We start from the raw sequence: 20808 nt of genomic DNA, 5'->3' as shown, positions 1-20808 counted from the left end.
TTAAAGATCAAATGGGAGACCTAGACCTCTCCCCCAAACTCCCCCCTCACAACATCATCCCTTCCCAACCAATATTCACTAGTCAAAACCGTATAGACATCCCCTTCGTTGCGCATTTCCCAAATGATACTCTCGGCATCGGGAAAATCGACATCAGCGCTGAGCTGTTCGTCGAACATCCGCACGATCAGATTGGCAGGGGATAGCCCATGTTGCAGCAAACGAAGGACATCAGCTTTTGAGAAGTCGCGACCGTCTTCGTTACCGAAAATTGTGAAATGGAGCAGGGTAGCCTTGGTGCTCGGGAACAATCCGTTGAACGCCTTGTGCAGCAGTTGGTTGATGTTGTACAAGTCGTAGTGCAGGGAAATGTTAGGGTATTCTTCCGATATTTTGTCGAGCAGCATATCGTGGGACAATTGATCCATCTGGCCCTCGGCAAGATGGTCGGAAAGCTTGTGCTGCAACACGACGCTTGCGGCATCGGACGGCTCGAAGTCGGTAATGGCCATCTGGAGCATCTCCAACAGGTTGTCATCCTTTATGCCTTGGGCGTCCGGAAAGTCGAAAAGCGCAAGCAGTTGGCGGTAGTCGTCGTTGGTCCAATAGTTCGGAATTTTGTCAAGCGCCTCGAAGGCATTGATTTGTACGGTATACTTCATTTTTAGGTATGTGTTGGGATAATCCGGAAATGCATCCGAAAGCGATAACGCAAAACGCGCAAGATGCCAAAGATAATCCACGCAGAAGCGACACTCTTATACGCTGACGGGAATCGGTTGCATGGTGTGGACATTCTAATCGTTACACGTGATGTGCGACACAAACTTCAATTGCCATCCACTACCAAATTTTCCAGCTGACGACCCTTTTATCCGCAGCGCAGCGGAGAAATCGAGGCCCATGCGAGATGATGTCTTTTCACGTAATTTTCCGGGTCCGAAGATTCAGCGGAGCTAATAAATAAAAACAAATTCCGGTTAGTCGCGGCGTCATAAGATTGGCGTGAAGAACCCGGCTCAGAATTGCCGCATGGCGAAAAGCTGTTTGAGCCCAAAGAAGGCGGCTAAAACGACCAAAAGTTCTGGGCGAGTTCTTTTCGCCACGGCAAATTCGTGCCGGGTTTAGCCAATCTTGTGCGTCGCTCCCGCATTTTTGCTTCTTTTTCTGCGAGGAAAAAGAAGGCCCCGCTGGCAGGCGACCCGCGGTAGCGGCGCCCGACAGCGCAGCTGTCGCAAAAAGCAATTTCAAGGTAGTTGAGAATAAGAGAAGGCTCGCCGGCAGACGACCCGCAGTAGCGGCACCTGATAGCGCAACAGTCACAAAGCAACGCCAGCGCAGGTCGCAAAAGAAACAAAAACCACAACTACATCATATCACTGCTTAATAAATCTCTTCACAAGCTCTCCTTTCTCAGTAGTAATCGTCATCAAATACACGCCCGATTCAAGGCCCGAAACATCGAAAGCGCTTTTTCCCTTCGCCTCGAAAACGCCAACTCCCAAAAGGTTGTGTATGCGTACCTTCAAGATTTCGTCAGCCGAATGGATCGCCAATTGGTCTTTAGCCGGATTCGGATGGATGACGACAGGCCTTGCGCTTACCGGATCAACGCCCAAAGAGGAATAGGTAGTTGAGGCCGTATTGGTCGTTATCGGCGGGTTGAAATCGAAGAAAATATCGGCTGTGGCATGGACGGTGTCGCCATCTATGATCGTATCGGCTGTCGGTTTGATCCTGAACAGGACGTATCCGTTTGAGCCCGGCTCGTCGGCATCGCTGTGCGGCAGGTAAATGTCATTGAAGATGAATTCGACGAGGTTCTCATTGGTGATGGTTGTCCTTGCAGTATGGCTCGTGCCTTCCAATTGGAGCGTCGTCCAATCCAGTTTGGGATCGAGTTCGTGCTGCACGCGCACGTTGATTGCACTTGCCGTTCCTGAATTCTGGAAACGGATTGCGTAATGGAGGTACTTATCGGCATCAGCCAGCGGGAGCGCATCGCCTTCGAGACAGGTGATGTCGTTAGGGTCATAAGATCCCACGAAAATCTGGTTCAGCGTCAAGGTGTTGTCACCCAAAGCCGCATCACCGGCGACCGGACTTATCGATACGACAGAAGTCGCGACATCTCCGTTATTGGTGGTGGGCGGCGCGAAAGCCATGAATTCCAGGTCGATGGTGCGCGTTTCGAACAGACTCAAATCGGCGTAATCGAACACCAGCGTATTTGGCGTTTGTGCCGATACTGCCTGGCTCGCGCTCACAAAGCTCAGTTTATTTCCAGTATAAGTGAACGAGACAGTTCCCGAGGAAGCGGCCGTGCCGTTATTGCGGTAAACGATGCGATAGCGGGAACGGAAACCCGGACGCGGCTCGTCAAGCGGATAGACGCTTACCGTCACGTCATTCACGACGCCTACCGGCGTAACGCAGAAATTCGCTGTATACTGGTTGTTCATCCCGTTGAAATTGAAGGTGTGCGAAGCCGGCGCCGCCGTGAAATACTCCGGCAGGTTCGATGTGATGAACGTCACGTAACTGCCCGGGTTCGCCTCCATTTGGAACCCGCCGTTCGCGTTGGTGAACGTCGCAAAACTGTTTCCTGTATTTTGGGCAATCACCAGCATATTGCTTGCTTTGGGATCGTCCGCGGTACAGCCGTTTGAGTCGGTATCGATCGTAACGGTACCGGAAATCGTATTGCCCAGCTCGCCAAGGTTTTTGAAAACCGATACTTTTCCAAGCGTACTGGAATTCCAACGCCCGAATATAGATACGACATCTCGTCTGCCGTCGTTGTCGATATCAGCTGTGGTTACGGCTTCGGCGATCGAAGTATCGAAACGCTCGTGGATCATCTGCCTGGCGGCGAACGTACCGTCTCCATTGTTCTGATACCAGGCCAGTTGACCCGAAGTATTTTCATGTCCCGCCGCGGTAAGGACGTCGATATCGCCGTCGTTGTCGATATCGGCCGCGGTGATATCCTGTCCGTGGATGGTGAGCGTCGAGACGTCGTGTTCGATCGTGAACGCGCCTTGACCTGTATTTTCGTACCAGACGACGGCCTCAAAAGCGCCGCCGCCGTTTGAGGCGACACCCACCACATCCAGGTCGCCGTCTCCGTCTATGTCCGCCGGATAAACCGACATGAGCCAGTCGAAAACAATCACGTTCTGATCTGCAAACGTGCCTTGCCCATCTGTATTCTTGTAGTAGTTGGTGTACGAGTTGTAGGACGATACGATGAAGTCCATGTCGCCGTCCCCATCCATGTCGGCGATTTGGAGCGAAGTCATCGAGCCATTGTCGTCGTTGGTGTCGAAAATGACCTGTTCAGCGGCGAAATTTCCCGATCCGAGGTTCCTGTACCACGAAAGTTTGTCGGAATTATAAACTCCGGTAAGCAAATCCATGTCGCCGTCTCCGTCGAAATCGCCTGAGCGGATGATAGTGGCCAGATTGGCATTGTGGATAAGCTGATAGGTGAAATTCCCGTCCCCGTCGTTGTTCCACCAAAATAAGTTTGTACCCTGGCGCGATGCGATATCGAGGTCCCCGTCCCCATCTATGTCGACAGGATAGGCGATAGGGGTCTGGTTGCCCACCGTTACGCTTTCGGTGATGATGTGTTCTTTGCCGAAAAAACCGATGCCGTTCACGTTCTCAAGCCAGGTCAGTTTGGCGTCGTGTTGGGAGTTCACCAATAAATCGAGATCCCCGTCTCCGTCAAAATCGCCGGGATACACATTGTTCGGGCTGTCGACGGAGCGACCAATGCCCACCTGCCTGCCGAACGTCCCGTTGCCGTCGATATTTTTGTACCACGCTATTTTATCGTCGTCATACGAGGCTGAAACCAGGTCCTGTTTTCCGTCTCCGTCGATGTCGGCGGTGATGACACTGCGGACGCCGTACGCCTTGGTCGTTATGACCTGGGCCGTACCAAAATTACTTCCGGAGCCGTCCGCGTTGCTCAACCATCCGATTTCGTCTCCGCCGGTGTATACAACGTCGGGATTGTTGTCGTTATTGATGTCGGTCACAAGGACGCAATAGGTGGAGGTTGCACTTGAGGTGACGACGAATTCATCCGCAAAACTCCCCGCTCCGTCCAGATTTTCATACCAAGCCACCTGGTTGTCGTTTTTATGGGCGGCGATGATGTCCTTGTCGCCGTCATTGTCAAGATCGGCCGTCGTGATCGAACTTATGGCGCCGGCAGTGGTTGAAATCGTCACGGGAGATGCGTAAACGTTATTGCCCGTATTCTCGAACCATGCTATTTTATTGATGTTGCCGTAGCCCAGTATAATATCGAGGTCGTTGTCGTTGTCGAGGTCGTCCGCATGCAGCAGCGTGCCGTAAATCAGGTCGGATGCTGTGTTGTTGAGGATTTGCTGCGCACCGAACGCGCCAGCCCCCGTATTTGCAAACCAGGAAATCCATCCTTGGAACGCACCGCCCCCGTTGTTGTAATAACACAAAATATCAAGCAGGCCGTCGTCGTTCATGTCGACAGGCATAGCCGATATAGGCGAAGACGAAGATGTGCCAAGGGTAAAGGACTGCATCAGCGCGAAATTGCCCTGTCCGTCCGTATTTCGGTATACGTTGAGTCTGTTTCCCGCTGATACCAGTATGTCGACGTCGCCGTCGTTGTCGAAATCGACGGTCTCCAACGTGCCTCCGATAGTGGCCGTCAATTGCACTTCTATCGTTTTCTTCTGGCCGAAGTTTCCCTGCCCGTCTTCATTTTCATACCAGTTCAGGCCGCTGCCGTGCGTCACGACATCCGTATCGCCGTCTCCGTCAAAGTCGGCTGCACGCACCAAGTGTGGTCGCTGTGTGGTATAGGCAAACCCTGTTGCGATGTTTTCGTAGAACCCGATTTGTCCGGATACATTCGCTGAAACAACCAATAGAAAAAGAGCGGATAGTAATTTTTTCGGCATAGGTTAAGGTGTTTGGTGATCGATATTTTTTTTTTGATGTGTCCCCAAAAGTATTGAAATTATCCTATTAATCAGTTAGGCATCAACATATTCTGGCGACGGTGACTTTGTACAGCACGACGATGCTAATGGAACCTGGAAAGTGATGGCCATGCACGAACCGGCGTGTCTCTGGTTCCCTGTCTTTTGAAGGTTCCGCACATACGGAATATCTTCTTGGCGAATGATAATCTATCATCCTGAACTCTTGCGCCCTCGCGAAAAAAACCTAAATTTGCACCGCAAAGTTCGAGGAAACACAACTTTAAGCCTTAAACTTTAAACCACTTAACTACAAAATGAAATACAACACACGACAAAAAGCGATTTTGCTGCTCGCCGACGGCACCGTTTTTCACGGTAAATCGATCGGTATCGAAGGCACGACTTTCGGGGAAGTATGCTTCAACACAGGAATGACGGGTTATCAGGAAATCTTTACCGATCCGTCGTATTACGGGCAGATCATGGTCGCCGCCAACGCCCATATCGGCAATTATGGCGTCAACGACGAAGACATCGAAGCCGACAAGATCATGATTTCCGGATTGGTGGTCAAGAATTTCAGCTTCAACCATTCACGCGCGAACTCGACTTCAAGTCTTGAGGAATATTTCCAAAAACACAACCTGGTTTGCATTTCTGACGTCGACACGAGAGCGCTCGTAAGTTACATACGCGACAATGGTGCGATGAACGCCGCGATTTCCACAGACGGCAAATCGATTGAAGAACTCAAGGCGCTGCTTGCCGAAATCCCGCCAATGGAAGGTCTCGAGCTCGCTTCTGTCGTATCTACGAAAGAGCCCTATTTTGTAGGGGAAGAAAATGCTACGTACAAAATCGCCGCGCTTGACCTCGGCATCAAGAAGAACATTTTGCGCAACCTCGCCAAACGCGACTGCTATATCAAGGTGTTCCCTTACGACACGTCTTACGAAGAAATGAAAGCGTGGAACCCTCACGGGTTTTTCCTTTCGAACGGGCCGGGCGATCCGGAACCGCTTTTGGTCGCACAGGAAACGGCAAAGGAAATCCTAAAGGCGAATGATCCGGTATTCGGGATTTGCCTCGGCCACCAGATCCTGGGTCTTGCCAACGGCATCCCGACCTACAAAATGTTCAACGGCCACCGCGGCATCAACCATCCGGTGATGAACGAATTGTCCGGAAGCGGGGAAATCACGTCACAAAACCACGGATTTGCGGTAAACAAGGAAGAATTGCTCAAGAACCCAAATTTTGAGATCACGCATTTACACATCAACGACGGAACCGTAGCCGGAATGCGCATGAAGAACAAAAACGCGTTTTCGGTCCAATACCATCCCGAGGCGAGTCCGGGGCCACACGATTCGACCTATCTGTTCGACCAGTTTATCGAAAATATAAAAAGCGCCAATTAAGGCGCTTTCTTTTTTAGTTCCCTTTCGATGAACTGCTTTGTGAAGTCGCGTGCACCGATATCGTTGAGGTGAAGGTAATTGTTGAATTTGTTCGTGTCCGGTATCGTCTTCGAATAATCTACGAGCGATGGTACTTTTGACTTGAGCATCTGTACATAACCCAGGTTTTTCGTGCGTGGGTCGTAAGGCGAGATGAAATAACCCAATTCCATGTTGTGTTTGCGGGCAAAGATGTCGAGGCTGTCCACAAGCGGGTTGTGATCCCGGATTTTCGTCGGAAGATGGTCAAGCGGGTTGGCCGCCTTTCCGATAAGGGCGTGATAACCGGCGTTTTTGGCGATCGACGTCCTCATGCGCAACGCGTTCATCGTCAGTTCGCGGAAGCCGATCATGTGGTCGTAAGCGGCGTATCGGTAAAACGGGACGTGCGTCAGGGCCCAATGGTCGGATTTGTATTTGAAATTATCCGATATCACCTCGTTGTCGTGTATGAACGGCAACAGTTCGTGTTCCATGACGTTGGAATGCCCGTCGAGGTCGTAACAGTAATCCATCTGTATGAAAACGCCCTGGGTTTTTATGTTGTAGCTCTCGATAAGCTTCAGGATCGTATACATGTCCGACAGTTTCGCGGCCTGGAAACCCAGGTTGATCGACGATTTTCCCGTTTCCTTTTTGATCAGTTCGGGTATGATATGGTTGTCCACGCGAGACGACCCGATGAAGGCGTAGTCGATATTCTGGTTGGCCATGCTCCTGAAATACTGGAATTTCGTGCGAGGCGTCGCATTTGCGTAAATACTGGTGTAGACAGTATCCAAAACCGCCATGAGCACGATCGTGCCGGCGATAAAACCGAATATGTTGAGTAGGAATCTTTTCATCAGAATTGGAAATAAATGAAACTCTCAGGATTGGAAAAGGCACCAAGGACCAGGATGCCGCCTATGATGGCCATGGCCTTTACCCATTTGAATTTGCCGAAGACCGGGTGTTCGTGCGAGCGCGAAAGCCATTCCACGACGACGAACAAGCCGATGAGCGGCAACAGTTCCGGGATATAGCGACCCAATTCCTTGTGTTGCCAGCTGCCTTCGAGCGTAAAGGTGAACATGCGCGCGATATAGTCAAAAGCCGCCCCAATCGATTCCGAACGGAAGATGATCAACGCAAACGAGTGGATCCCGAACGTAAAGCAAATTCCGAGAAAATCGCGCAACGACGGGAACAGTTTGCCCTCGGCGACGATATTGAGGTCGGTGCGGTTCGATTTCCTGATCAGCAGCGGAAGCATGTAAACGGCGTGGAGTCCGCCCCAGATCACGAATGTCCAGTCGGCCCCATGCCAAAATCCGCTTACGAGGAAAATAATGAACGTGTTCCGGATCTTCATCCACATACCGCCTTTGCTTCCGCCGAGCGGGATGTAGAGGTAATCGCGGAACCAGCTCGAAAGCGAAATGTGCCACCTTCTCCAGAATTCCGCTATGTCACGCGAGAAATACGGATAGTTGAAATTGCGCAACAAATCGATCCCGAACAATTTGGACGTTCCCAATGCGATATCGGAATATCCCGAAAAATCCCCGTAGACCTGGAATGCGAAGAAAACGCCACCCAATGCAAGCGTCACCGAATTCATTTCGCCCGGATTGTCGAAAATAAAATTGACATATTGGGCGCAGCTGTCGGCGACCACGACTTTCTTGAACAAGCCCCACAGGATCTGGTAAAATCCGTCCATCGCTTTGGCGTAATCGAACTTGCGCTCTCGTTTTATCTGCGGAAGCAAATGCGTCGCCCGTTCGATAGGACCGGCCACAAGCAGCGGGAAGTAACTTACGAAAAGCGAGTAGGTCACAAAATTGCGCTCGGGCTCGATACGTCCTTTATAAATATCGATCACATAGGAAACGCCGTGAAACGTATAAAACGAAATTCCCACGGGAAGTATGACGTTCAGCGTGGCGAAACTCGCCTTGAAGCCGACGGCCCCGAGCATGTCTGCGAACGATTCCGCAAAGAAATTATAGTATTTGAAAACGCCAAGCAACCCGAGGTTGACGATGATACTGAGCCAGAACCAGAACTTCTTTTTGAATCCGTCCGATCCCGTGACCATCAATCCTGTAAAATAGTCGAGCCCGGTAGAAAAGATCAACAGGAACAAGAACCGCCAGTCCCAACACGAATAGAAGAAATAGCTTGCCGCGAGCAGCAAGATATTCTGTACTTGCAGCCGTTTTCCGGAAATCAACCAATAAAGAGCGAAGACAATAGGTAGAAATAACGCGAACTCCCAGGAGTTGAAAAGCATGTCAGTTTGTTTTGAGAGCCCAAATATAGGATTTTAACAGAACAAAATGGGCAGCTTGGGCGGTTGGCGCCACAAACAACATTTATTTAATGGGCACCCGCGATTTTTTTAACGGATTTGGCTACGCGATCTACCGTTTTTTGAGCTCATTCGCGATGAACTGTTGCGTAAACTTGCGCTCACAATAGAGCGTGAAAACTATAGGCAGAAATAGCGCGTACTGCCAGGAGTTGAAAAGCATGAAGGTAAGGTTGAGGAGGCAAATACAGAATTTTATGTCAAACGGCATCCGGATGGGGCAATGCGCGCTCCCTGCTTTTCGAACGTCTTCGCTTTTACGGAATTACAACGTTTGCGTTGATAACATACTCAATTCTACTGGCTTTTTTAGCGTAGTTCTAATATATTTGCATAAATCGAACGCCGAAATTTGAAATTCCGAAATTCGAAATCCAAACCAAAGATTGAACACCGGGGCGCAGCCTAACGGAGCGAAGCTAAATCAACAAATCAACATACAATATGAGTATTATCGTTAAAATTCACGCAAGACAAATTCTTGATTCAAGAGGAAACCCTACAATTGAAGTCGATGTCGTTACCGAAACAGGCGTTTTGGGCCGTGCCGCGGTTCCATCCGGAGCCTCGACTGGAGAACACGAAGCCGTCGAATTGCGCGATGGCGGAAAAGCCTATATGGGCAAAGGCGTCCTGACTGCCGTGAAAAACGTAAATACTCGCATAGCCGAAGAGCTTCTTGGTGTTTCGGTTTTCGAACAGAACTTCATCGACAAGAAAATGATCGAGCTCGACGGAACCGCAAACAAAGGCGAGCTTGGGGCGAACGCTATCCTTGGTGTTTCCCTGGCCGTTGCCAAAGCTGCCGCTAACGAACTGGGCATGCCGCTCTACCGCTACGTTGGCGGCGTTTCCGGAAATACGCTTCCGGTCCCGATGATGAACATCATCAACGGAGGGTCGCATTCAGATGCTCCTATCGCGTTCCAGGAATTCATGATCATGCCCGTGAAAGCCAAATCGTTCACGCATGCGATGCAAATGGGAACCGAGATTTTCCACAACCTCAAAAAAGTATTGCACGACCGCAACCTTTCTACCGCAGTTGGTGACGAAGGTGGTTTTGCACCGAATTTGGCCGGTGGAACCGAAGATGCTTTGGATTCGATCAAAACGGCGGTTGAAAAAGCGGGCTATACTTTCGGTGACGATGTGATGGTCGCTTTGGATTGCGCCGCTTCGGAATTCTACGTCAACGGTAGTTACGACTATAAAAAATTCGAAGGCGAAAGCGGAAAGATCCGTTCATCTAAAGAACAAGCGGAATACCTGGCGGAACTCGCCTCCAAATATCCGATCATCTCGATCGAGGACGGCATGTACGAAGACGATTGGGACGGATGGAAATACCTCACGGACCTTATCGGCGACAAAGTACAGCTCGTGGGAGACGATTTGTTCGTGACCAACGTCGAGCGTCTTGCTACCGGAATCGACAAAGGCATCGCGAATTCGATTTTGATCAAGGTAAACCAGATCGGGACGTTGTCAGAGACGATCGCAGCGGTGAACATGGCGCACAACGCGGGTTATACTTCCGTGATGTCACACCGTTCCGGGGAAACAGAAGACAACACGATCGCGGACCTCGCCGTCGCATTGAACTGCGGACAAATCAAAACCGGTTCCGCCTCTCGCTCCGACCGTATGGCCAAATACAACCAGTTGCTGCGCATCGAGGAAGAGTTGGGCGATACGGCTTATTTTCCTGGAAAAAAGGCGTTTAAGATAAGATAATTTCCGGATGCGATCCTGCCATTTTAAGGTGTTTCCTTAAGCCGGGCACACAGCTTAAATCCTTAGCTATTCTGTGGTTCAAGAAATAAGATCGCGTAAAACCGTCAATTCCTTTTGTTTAAAAACACCAAACCCGGCTTCCAAGTCGGGTTTGTTGTTATACATATGATTGAAACCGCTAGTCGAATTCACCGGTCGCCAACAGGGCGGTTTGAAGTGCGACGACCGCGTCTTCGATGGTAATGGCCAATTTGTGATCGTCGTTTTCGATTTTTCGGATCAGGTCCGACATGATAGATTGGACGCACTGTCCGTAAACTTCGCCTTTGGTCTTCGGAATTTCGAAAGTGGCCGAAATCATCTCCTCTACATCATACGCCACGCCGCCGAAGCGAACGTCTTTGCCCGAAATTTCAGATCCGCCCCAACCTTCTGGTCTCGAGGCATCGTCCGCGGAAGCGAGCGATTCGGAACGAATGATTTTCCAACCCGGAAGTTGTTTGAGCCGGTCCTTGACGGACGCATTGACCAACGCCTTGACGGTTCCCTTTAGCGGTATCCAGCCTTCGATTTCAACCCTGGCGAGGTCGTAAGCCAGCGCGATCGTGGTTTGCTCGAAAAGGCCAGGGCCGGAAAAAGCGTGGTAGTAATGGGCGATCAATCCGTCGTCATATTTTACCATGGCGGCCACGCGGTCGCGTTGTTTGTCATTCCGGCTATCCGATTGGCCGCAAACTTCCGTGAACGATTGCCCGCTCAACGCGTTGACGATGTCGAAGAAATGCACGCCGTGTTCGACGAGAATCCCGCCTGCGAGTGCTTCGTCCCAAAACCAATGATCGATTGGCAGGGAAGCGTCCTGCGCATAATTGTTGACGACCGCGTGCCTGAGCTTCCCGAGCGTGCCGTCTTTCCCCAATTGTTTGAGAAGCTGTATGATGGGATTGTACCGTATCATGTGGTCGACGGTGATCACCATACCGGTTTGGCGCTGCACCTCCAGTATTTGACGCGCGGTCGCCTCCGTCACGGCAACAGGCTTTTCGAGCAAAACATGTTTGCCGGCTTTCATAGCGGCAATCGCCATTTCGGCGTGTAGGGCGGGCGGCGTGACGATGCTGACGATGTCGACGTCGGGATCTTCGATGAGGTCTTTCCAATTGTCGTAAACCTTGAAATCTGCCGATTCTTTGGTGTGATGGCCGTGATCTGCAATCGCGACGATTTCCACGTTTTCGAGTTTTGACCACCAGTGATGTAAAAATTTGCCAAATCCTCCGTAACCGATAATGCCTATCTTGTACTTTTTCATTTCAATTTGCTATTTTGTTGCGATTTGTATTTTAAGTGTCGTACCTGAACGCCGGAATGGGACAGGCGGTCGTGTTTACTTAAATATACTGATTTTTTAGGGACGCTCGCGCGATAAGGCTCAGATTCTAAGCCATAATCGAAAAATTCTAATCGCTTTGCGTTTGGCTTTGCAGATGTTTTACTTTTGCCTCAGTATCATCGGATAAATGAAACAAAACCTACTAGTCGTATTGCTGTTTTGCTGCCTGCTCGCGTCTGCCCAAACGCCGGATAGCCTGCTCGCGCAATTGCCCCAGGCAAAAAACGACATCGAAAAGACCGATCTGCTCAACGAAATCGCCGACGGTTACAAGTCGTCTGATCCCTCGCGCATGGAACAATATGCCGAAAAGGCGCTCGATCTGTCGCGAAAAATCAAGTATCGTGTTGCCGAGGGTCACGCGCTGCTGCATTTGGGCAATGCCGGGATACTGTCGGGCGATTACGCTGCGGCACTTCAGCACTTTACCGCGGCCCAAAGTGTTTTCGAATCCGAGTACGGCTCAAGCCCGAAAGACGAAAAGATCAAGGCGGGTTTGGCGAAGGCTTACGGAAGCATCGGCATCGTATTTTCTGAACAAAGCAATTACGCCCGCGCACTCCAATACCATTTGAAAGCCGTCCCAATTTATGAAACGCTGGACGAGCCACTGCGACTGGCGCGCGTCTACAACAACATCGGCGTGGTCTACAAGTCCCTGAAGAACGATTTCAAGGCGCTCGAATATTTCGTGAAGGCGCAAAAGATACAGGAAAAATCAGCCGATCCTACGATCGGGATCACGGTGACCAACATCGGCAACATCTACCTGGCCCAAAAAAATTATCCGAAAGCATTCGAATATTACCAAAAAGCGAAAAGCATGTTCAACGGTTTCCCGAACCCTAGGGGAATGGGCGAATTGTTGAACAACCTTGGGTTTTACTATATGAGGACGGGCAATTTCGGCAAAGCGAAACAGAGTTGGGATGGTGCCGTCGCGACGTTTTCCGGCATAGGCGACAAATTCGGGACGGCCGATACGTATGCGCACCTTTCGCGTTATTTTTTATCGGTGAACCGCCCTGACGACGCCCTTGATTATGCAAATCGTTCCTTGTCACTGGGCAAAGAGCTCGGGATTCCGGAACACATCGTCCAGGCTGAAAAAATGCTGAGCGACATCTACGTCAAAAAAGACCAGCCGCATCTCGCTTTGCTGCACTTCCAGAAATACAGTGAGGCCAAAGACAGCTTGAACCTGCACGAAAATATCCGCAAAAGCGTACAGGCCGAAATGAATTTCGAGTTCGACAAACGGGAGGCGTTGCAGAAAAAAGAGCGGGAGAAACGCGAGATGTTGTTCAGCGAACAATCGAAAAGGCATGTGATGCAGACCTTTTTCATCGTGTTGTTCTCGCTGTTGCTGTTCGGGATAATTTTCCTGATCTACAATCGCTTGCAGCTCAAGAAGACCTTAACTTTACAAAAAGAATTGGCGGAATACGAACAGAAGGCGCTGCACTTGCAGATGAACCCTCATTTCGTGTTCAATTGCCTCGGATCGATTTCGAGCTTCATCGTGCAGAACGGGACCGATTCGGCTATAAAGTATTTGTCCAAGTTCTCGAAATTGATGCGGTTGACGCTCGAATATTCCAAAGAATCGCTGATCCCTATCGACAAAGAGATCGAAAGCCTGCAAAACTACCTCGAGCTTGAACAATTGCGCTTCAACCAGGTGTTCGACTTTGGCATAGAAAAAAGCCCTGATATCGAGGACGACACGGCAATTCCGCCGCTTTTGTTGCAACCTTTTGTAGAAAACGCCATCATACATGGGTTGATGCCAAAGAAAGAGCAGGGCAGGATCGACGTGAAATTCGCGATTTCGGGCGACAATCTCGTCTGTACGATTACAGACGACGGCATCGGGATCGACAAATCGCGGCAGATGAAAGAACAATCGGTATCGGTACACAAATCAATGGCGCTCGACATTACCAAGAAACGCCTTGAAATGATAAAGGCGATGACCTCGCGCAAGGCAAACGTGGATATAACCGAACGCGCCGACGACGCAGGGAATGTAATCGGGACACAGGTTGTGATTACGTTGCCGGTTCAATACGTGGGAGGTAATTGACAAGAAATAATTAATAATGAATAATCGATTGGTGGGTTTGTAAAAAAAGCGAACGAACCAACGATCATAACATAAAAAGCGAGTCTGACCACATAAGGGAAGCAGTTAAAAAATGACTGACTGAGCCAATGGAAGGAACAAAAATTTCAATATAACAATCCAAACCAATAACAACCCAACAATCAAACAACTCAATACCACATGATTTCCACTCTCCTGATCGACGACGACGCCAACCTGCGCAACGGGCTGAAAAGCCTGCTCGAGCGCTATGCCCCTGATTTCAATATCCTGGGAGAAGCCGACAGCGTCGAGACCGGGATCAAGTCAATGGATGCACTAAAGCCCCAGGTGGTGTTCCTCGACATCCAGCTCGCCGACGGCACGGGTTTCGACATCCTCGAAAGCCTCGCTAAAAAGCACGGCCAGGCGACGTCCCACATCGTGTTCATCACCGCCCACGAACAATACGCGATCAAGGCGTTCCGTTTCAGCGCGCTCGATTTCCTGCTGAAGCCGGTCGATCCTGAAGATCTTGAAAAAGTCATTGGGAAAATCAGGAGCGTCGTATCGAAAAACGAAGGATTTGCCCACATCGACCTGCTGCTCGAAAACATACGCAGGAAGGTCGACAATTTTAAACGTATCGCGCTTTCGACCTCCGAAGGCATCCATCTGTTTGAGATAAGCGATATCGTGAGATGCGAAAGCGAAGACAATTACACCAAATTTTACATAAAGAACAACAAGCCCATCCTGATTTCGAAAACGCTTAAAGAATACGAGGAAATGTTGGGAGAACATGGATTTGAACGCATCCACCAATCCCATTTGATCAATCTTTCGTACCTGAAATCGTACATCAAGAAGGACGGAGGTTACGTCATTATGAGCGATGGCAGCCATTTGCCGATTTCACAGCGCAAAAAGGAAAGGCTGCAGGAACTCATCCGGACGATTTAAAAGCATCACAGCATGGAAGCGGCCTTCACCACGGGCCTGGCTAACCTAAATTACCGACAATGAAAAAACTATACTTTCTGTTATTGTTTTGTGGCGGATTGGCCTATGCCCAGCCCGACATCAACCAAAATCCAACGCCTCTTTCCGTTTGCGATTCCGATGGGGACGGATTGGGCACCTTCAACCTCGCATCGGCCGTGCCCGAAGTTTTGGGAAGCCTCGACGCATCACAACACACCGTAACGGTCCACTTTTCCGATAGCGATGCCCAGCAAGGACTTTATCCGATAAGCGACCTTTCGACCTTCAATACTACGGTTCCCAATGCCCAGGTGCTTTACTTCAGGGTAGAGGAAAACGCTGATCCCGATTCGTTCGCGATCGCGGCGCTCCAGCTGTTCGTGCACATGGTTCCCACTGCAACGGTGTCGGCTTTGCAACCGAATGTCTGCGTAGGGGAAAGCCTTTCCATCCAGTTTTCGGCTGCAGGCGGGACGGCGCCTTATACGTTTACCTATCAAATCAACGGAGGGCTTTCCCAAACGCTGGTTTCCAATACGGCCAGCGCTTCGTTGAACCTTTCATCTGAAGAACCGGTCACTTACAATATCGAGTTGCTGGGCGTGGCTTCGGCCAACTCGTGTAGCAGCGAGGCAGGAGCGAGTATCACGGCATCTGTCGTCTCGCCCGCATTCGCATTTCCGGTTTCGCCTATCGTGATCGGGGAAGCGCCCAACGACGGCGTGGCTATTTTCAACCTCACGTCTAAAGAAGTGGGAATCCTGAACGGCCAGACCAATGTCACGGTAAGCTATTTTCTTTCCGAGTCCGAAGCGCAAAACAACAACAACCCGCTTGCAGCGCCAACGACTTATGAAAATGTCGCTAACCCGCAAACGATATGGGCCCGGGTAAGCGCAGGTTCATCAAGTTGCTTCGGCATTACGAGTTTCGATTTGGTCGTGACCGATCCCGGAATCGTGTACATTCCCGATCCGAATTTCAAGACAGGCCTTATCGGATTGGGCTACGACCTCAATTCGGACGCAGAGATACAAATATCGGAAGCTGCCGCCGTCACCACAATGACCGTCGACAATCTCAGTATTTCCGACCTCACGGGCATCAAGAGTTTTTCCAACCTCCAGAATCTCTACGTCATGGACAATCTGCTGACGAACGTGGATTTATCCGGAATGGCTAACCTGAGAATGGCCTATCTTGGCGGAAACGACATCACAGCGATAAACCTGCTGGGCGTCGACGACCTTCGCGACCTGGTGCTCGACCAGAACCAGCTCGAGATACTGGTGATACAGGACAAGCCGAACCTCGATCGGTTTTCGGCCGTTTTCAACAATATTTCAGGCTTGTTCCTCGACAACCTCCCGATGCTGCGCGAAGTAAAAGTCATCGGCAATGACCTCGTCCATCTCGATTTCAACGCATTTCCGATGTTGCAGATCGTCGAATGTTCGGTCAACCAGCTTTCGAGCCTTGAGGTGTCCGGCGTAGCCACGCTGAAAACGCTCGACTGTTCGAGCAACAACCTTTCGACTATAGACGTGGCGGGTTTGTCCAACCTCGAAAACCTCAATTTTAACGACAATCCGATCCAATCCCATTATTGGACAGGGCTTCTATCGTTGAAGAACCTGCAATTTCGCAACACCGGTATTTCCGAAATGGATCTTCCGGCTTCGCCTTCGCTTCAAACACTCAACTGCCAGAGCAATGGCATGACGGTGCTCGATGTCTCGATATACCCTTCGCTTACTAGCCTGAATTGCCGCCAGAATCAATTGCAAACGCTCGATGTGAACGCCAATTTCAGCCTTCAGTTGCTGGCTATTTCAGGGAACGGAATGCAGACGCTTTTCGCTAAAAACGGTGTGAACGAACAATTCCAGGCCGTCGACTTTACGACCAACAACTTCAGCTACATTTGCGTTGACGAGACTCAGGTCGCTTCCGTACAAGCGCTTGCGGGAAGCGGCGTCGAGGTAAATTCGCTGTGCACGATCGTTCCCGGGGGCGTCTACAACACCATCCAGGGCAATGTGACGTTCGATATGGAGGGCGACGGTTGCGATGCCTCGGATGCGGCGCGCCCGTTCCTTAAGATGCGAATGGTTTCCGGGGCGGAAGATGTGGATGTCTTCACGAACGACCAGGCATTTTATGACTTCTACGTGACCAATGGCGATTACAGCTTGTATCCGGTACTCGAAAACAATTACTTCAACATCGTGCCTTCATCGGCAGTGGTGAGTTTCGGAACGGTCGACGGATCGGTTTCCACACACGATTTTTGCGTGTCCGCGGCAAGTCCAAGCGCCGACGCCGAAGTTGCGATCATCCCCGTGATTCCGGCCCGTCCCGGCGAAAACGCGACATATACGATCGTCCTCAGGAACAAAGGCAACCAGCCGTTGAGCCAGAGTGCAGGCCTCCAGTTCCAGTACGACGGGACGCTTATGGAACTTGTTTCGGCGTCCATGGCCCCGGCCTATACCGGTGCGGGCCTTATCGTTTGGGATTATGCCGATCTGCGCCCGTTTGAGAGCAGAAGCATAACGGTCACGTTCAACATCAATTCCCAATTCGAGTCTCCGGCAGTAAACCCGGATGACGAGCTTGTGTTTTCGGCTGCCGTCGAAGCCTTGGGCGACGTTGTTCCGTCCGACAATATGTTTTCATTCTCCCAAAACGTGGTGTCGGCCTTCGACCCGAATTACAAAACGTGTCTTCAGGGCGAGAGCGCTCCGGTGAGCATGATAGGCGAATATTTGTACTACGCGATCAATTTCGAAAATACGGGATCGGCTACTGCCCAGGACATCATCATTCGCGACGTGCTCGACCCTGCGATGTTCGACCGTTCGACGTTGCAGATTTTGTCGAGCTCCCATCCGGTAACGGCGAGAAGTTCTAGTCAAGGGATCGTGCTCGTATTCGAAACCATCAACATGGATTCCGGCGGCCACGGCAACATCCTACTCAAAGTGCGTACGCGAGGCAATCTACAGGAAGGTTCCACTGTAGCCAACAAAGCCAATATTTACCTCAATTACACCTCGTCAATAGAGACCGGAACCGCCTATACGACATTTGAAGCTCTGTCGGTAGGGCAACCGTCGGAGGGCGTTTCGGTCAATCTATACCCGAACCCGGTAAGCGATGCTTTTGTCGTGCGAGCCGATGCGGATATCATTTCGCTACAGCTTCTCGACGTACAGGGCAGGTTGCTCCAGGTGAAAATGGTCGATGCGAAAGAAAGTTTGTTCGACGTCTCCAACCGCCAGACCGGTGTTTATTTCGTGAAAGTCACCACCACAAAAGGCGTCCGGGTCGAAAAAATAATCAAAAGGTAGTTAGGGAAAACTGCGACATCCTTGTTTTAGGATTTGTGGTATTTGAAAGAGAATAGTTAAGTTAATTTTTGCTGAGCCTGTACAATCTGTGCAGGCTTTTTTAATCTGTAACAGTTATATTTACAGTAAATTGGGACTATGAAACAGAATTACTGGTTGTTGTTTATATGCTTGACGGTTATGGGAACCAAGGCGCAGGTCGTTACATTCGCCGATCCGGTTTTCAAGCAAAACATTCTGTTCGCTTTCGATGCGAACCACGATGGAGAAATCCAAGATCCCGAGGAATTGGGTTGCGATTGTCAGATGTTCGTAGACGATCCCAACATTACGGATCTCACCGGAATTGAGCGTCTTCATGTCTCAAGCTGGGAAATAAGAAACACCGCGATTACATCCGTTGCTATTTCCAACAACGGCTTTTTGGCTTATTTGCAACTTTGGGATAATCCGTTGCTGCAATCGGTAAACGTGTCGGGCAATGACAGCTTTACTTCTTTGACCGTTGATGATTCGCCTCTGCTTAACGCATTGGATCTCACGGGAACCGATATTTATGTCGCACAATTGTTCAATACCGGTTTGGTAAACCTGGATTTTTCGGCTTTTTCAGGGTTTGGGTATTTCCGATGCCAAAACAATCAACAGTTGCAATCGGTAACGGTCAACTCAGGCCCGTTCGTGGCGTTCGAATGTGAAAACAATCCGAACTTGACGACGCTAAACACCATGAACAGCGCCTTCCTTAGCGTTGAAGTCAGCCATAACGCGCTGCAAAGCCTGACACTGAATGAGTTTGACGATGTGGATGCAAGTTTCAACGCGTTGACTGAAATTGATTTTCAAACGACGGATCCATCGGCTTGGATAAGTTTGGCAAGCAACAATCTGACGGATGTCGATTTGTCGCGATGTGTCGGATTGTCGACGGTATATTTAAGCAATAACCAACTGCAGACTGTCAACATCAAGAATGGTAATTCCGATTCGTCGCTTGTGCTTCACGGGAATCCCGATATAGAATTTATTTGCGCAGATGCAGGCGAGGAATCGATGTTGCACGAATCCATTCAGAGCGCAGGGCTTTCAAATGTCGTTGTCAACGGATATTGCTCGTTCACGCCGGGCGGAAATTTCAACACCATCGAAGGCAGTTTTTCGCATGACGCCGATGCCAATGGTTGCGACGCTTCCGATCTTAAATTCGCTCACAGCAAGATTGTGGTCACTCAGGGTTCGACGACAGAATCGGTTTTTACAGATTCAAACGGTCACTACAACTTCTACACAAACACCGGAGATTTCACGTTGACGCCGTTTGTGGAAAATCCGTCGTATTTTAATGTAAATCCGGCTTCGGCAACCGTTAATTTTGCGGGCGAGGACGGTTCGGTGGAGGTTCGCGACTTCTGCGTGACGGCAAACGGCATCCATCCCGACGCCGAAATCATTCTCAACGGAAGCATGCCCGAGCCCGGCTTCGACACGAATTACGCCGTAACACTGCGCAACAAAGGCAACCAGGTATTGTCGGGAACGGCAACGGTCAACTTCGACGATTCGCGTTTGGATTACGTTTCGTCGAATCCTGACGCCAATGCAGATGCTGGTTCAGTAAGCTGGAATTACACAAATCTGCAACCTTTCGAAACGCGTCAATATTTGTTTGTTCTCAACGTAAATTCGCCTATGGAAACGCCTGCGGTCAACATTGGCGATATTTTGCCTTTCACGGCTTCCGCAATCGTGGCCTCCGACGAAACGCAATCGGATAACACATTTGCGTTTTCCCAAGAGGTTTTCGGGTCGTATGATCCGAACGACATTACGTGTTTGGAAGGTGGGATCGTGTCTCCGACAAAAATCGGGGAATACTTGCATTACCTGATCCGATTTGAAAACACCGGAAACGCCAATGCGCACAACATCGTAGTCAAAAACGCAATCGATGCGACGAAATTCGACGTTTCCTCCCTGCAAATCCAGCAAAGTTCCGGCGAGATGGTTACGCGCATCACAGGGAATGAAGCAGAATTCCTCTTTGAAGGTATCGAACTCGGAGCTGGCCAACATGGTTATTTGCTGTACAAGATCAAAACGCTTTCCACGCTGGTCGAAAACTCGTCTGTGATGGCGTTCGCCGATATATTCTTCGACTACAACTTCCCGGTAACCACGAACGAAGCCGAAACTGTTTTCCAGCAATTGTCGGTAGGAGAAGTTTCGGATGTTTCGATTTCGGTTTTCCCGAATCCGACGACAGATATCGTTACGGTAAGAGCAGCGTCGGAGTTGAAATCGGTTGAAGTGTTCGACGCCCGGGGCCGACTTCTCCTCGCGAGGAAAGTTAATTCCGGCGAAGTCGCGATCGATTTGTCCGATAAAAACAGCGGAATGTATTTTATCAGGACGACTTCCGAAAAAGGATCATCGGTAGTTAAATTGGCAAGGAAGTAA

The 20808-nt window shown here is 50.1% G+C and carries 11 protein-coding genes; 6 read left to right on the top strand and 5 right to left on the bottom strand.

Going from position 1 to position 20808, the window contains the following annotated elements:
* Positions 1 to 20 precede the first annotated feature (20 nt).
* Both HC229_RS13335 and HC229_RS13330 read right to left on the bottom strand, forming a co-directional pair.
* Entirely contained in the window at positions 21 to 662 is a 642-nt protein-coding gene (locus HC229_RS13335) for a hypothetical protein (RefSeq protein WP_191020993.1), read from the bottom strand.
* 714 nt (positions 663 to 1376) lie between these two features.
* Entirely contained in the window at positions 1377 to 4958 is a 3582-nt protein-coding gene (locus tag HC229_RS13330) for an FG-GAP-like repeat-containing protein (protein WP_191020992.1), read from the bottom strand.
* Between the two features lie 338 nt (positions 4959 to 5296).
* Between HC229_RS13330 and carA the strand changes: the two genes are divergently transcribed.
* Positions 5297 to 6403, top strand: a complete 1107-nt coding sequence (gene carA / locus HC229_RS13325) for a glutamine-hydrolyzing carbamoyl-phosphate synthase small subunit (RefSeq protein ID WP_191020991.1) — start codon at positions 5297 to 5299, stop codon at positions 6401 to 6403.
* Here carA and HC229_RS13320 read toward each other — a convergent pair.
* Together HC229_RS13320 and HC229_RS13315 are read right to left on the bottom strand one after the other, a co-directional pair.
* Positions 6400 to 7287, bottom strand: coding sequence for a hypothetical protein (locus tag HC229_RS13320; protein ID WP_191020990.1), 888 nt, complete (start codon positions 7285 to 7287; stop codon positions 6400 to 6402). The genes carA and HC229_RS13320 overlap by 4 nt on opposite strands.
* On the bottom strand, positions 7287 to 8720 hold the full coding sequence (locus HC229_RS13315; RefSeq protein WP_191020989.1) for an MBOAT family O-acyltransferase: 1434 nt from the start codon (positions 8718 to 8720) through the stop codon (positions 7287 to 7289). Before HC229_RS13315 ends, HC229_RS13320 begins: the two co-directional genes overlap by 1 nt.
* Positions 8721 to 9242: 522 nt before the next feature.
* Here HC229_RS13315 and eno point away from each other — a divergent pair.
* Complete coding sequence (gene eno, locus HC229_RS13310) at positions 9243 to 10535, top strand: phosphopyruvate hydratase (RefSeq protein WP_191020988.1); 1293 nt, start codon at positions 9243 to 9245, stop codon at positions 10533 to 10535.
* Between the two features lie 178 nt (positions 10536 to 10713).
* On the opposite strand, the gene HC229_RS13305 is transcribed toward eno, so the two are convergent.
* On the bottom strand, positions 10714 to 11847 hold the full coding sequence (locus HC229_RS13305) for a Gfo/Idh/MocA family protein (protein ID WP_191020987.1): 1134 nt from the start codon (positions 11845 to 11847) through the stop codon (positions 10714 to 10716).
* 208 nt (positions 11848 to 12055) lie between these two features.
* Here HC229_RS13305 and HC229_RS13300 point away from each other — a divergent pair, with 208 nt between their 5' ends.
* From HC229_RS13300 to HC229_RS13285, 4 genes are all read left to right on the top strand, one after another.
* Entirely contained in the window at positions 12056 to 14014 is a 1959-nt protein-coding gene (locus HC229_RS13300; RefSeq protein ID WP_191020986.1) for a tetratricopeptide repeat protein, read from the top strand.
* Between the two features lie 201 nt (positions 14015 to 14215).
* On the top strand, positions 14216 to 14977 hold the full coding sequence (locus tag HC229_RS13295) for a LytR/AlgR family response regulator transcription factor (RefSeq protein ID WP_191020985.1): 762 nt from the start codon (positions 14216 to 14218) through the stop codon (positions 14975 to 14977).
* Between the two features lie 59 nt (positions 14978 to 15036).
* Positions 15037 to 18351, top strand: coding sequence for a DUF7619 domain-containing protein (locus tag HC229_RS13290; RefSeq protein WP_191020984.1), 3315 nt, complete (start codon positions 15037 to 15039; stop codon positions 18349 to 18351).
* A 138-nt stretch (positions 18352 to 18489) separates the two neighbouring features.
* A complete protein-coding gene (locus HC229_RS13285) occupies positions 18490 to 20808 on the top strand; it encodes a DUF7619 domain-containing protein (protein WP_191020983.1) in 2319 nt (772 codons plus the stop codon).

Source organism: Flavobacterium selenitireducens (assembly GCF_014748335.1).
Taxonomy (GTDB): domain Bacteria; phylum Bacteroidota; class Bacteroidia; order Flavobacteriales; family Flavobacteriaceae; genus Flavobacterium; species Flavobacterium selenitireducens.
The sequence above is the reverse complement of the archived record's forward strand: the minus strand, read 5'-3'. Positions and strand labels throughout refer to the sequence as shown.

What these genes read in the sequence shown, in the direction of transcription:
- HC229_RS13335 (WP_191020993.1), bottom strand. Translation starts at nt 662, where the DNA reads ATGAAGTATACCGTACAAATCAATGCCTTCGAGGCGCTTGACAAAATT.
- HC229_RS13330 (WP_191020992.1), bottom strand. Translation starts at nt 4,958, where the DNA reads ATGCCGAAAAAATTACTATCCGCTCTTTTTCTATTGGTTGTTTCAGCG.
- carA (WP_191020991.1), top strand. Translation starts at nt 5,297, where the DNA reads ATGAAATACAACACACGACAAAAAGCGATTTTGCTGCTCGCCGACGGC.
- HC229_RS13320 (WP_191020990.1), bottom strand. Translation starts at nt 7,287, where the DNA reads ATGAAAAGATTCCTACTCAACATATTCGGTTTTATCGCCGGCACGATC.
- HC229_RS13315 (WP_191020989.1), bottom strand. Translation starts at nt 8,720, where the DNA reads ATGCTTTTCAACTCCTGGGAGTTCGCGTTATTTCTACCTATTGTCTTC.
- eno (WP_191020988.1), top strand. Translation starts at nt 9,243, where the DNA reads ATGAGTATTATCGTTAAAATTCACGCAAGACAAATTCTTGATTCAAGA.
- HC229_RS13305 (WP_191020987.1), bottom strand. Translation starts at nt 11,847, where the DNA reads ATGAAAAAGTACAAGATAGGCATTATCGGTTACGGAGGATTTGGCAAA.
- HC229_RS13300 (WP_191020986.1), top strand. Translation starts at nt 12,056, where the DNA reads ATGAAACAAAACCTACTAGTCGTATTGCTGTTTTGCTGCCTGCTCGCG.
- HC229_RS13295 (WP_191020985.1), top strand. Translation starts at nt 14,216, where the DNA reads ATGATTTCCACTCTCCTGATCGACGACGACGCCAACCTGCGCAACGGG.
- HC229_RS13290 (WP_191020984.1), top strand. Translation starts at nt 15,037, where the DNA reads ATGAAAAAACTATACTTTCTGTTATTGTTTTGTGGCGGATTGGCCTAT.
- HC229_RS13285 (WP_191020983.1), top strand. Translation starts at nt 18,490, where the DNA reads ATGAAACAGAATTACTGGTTGTTGTTTATATGCTTGACGGTTATGGGA.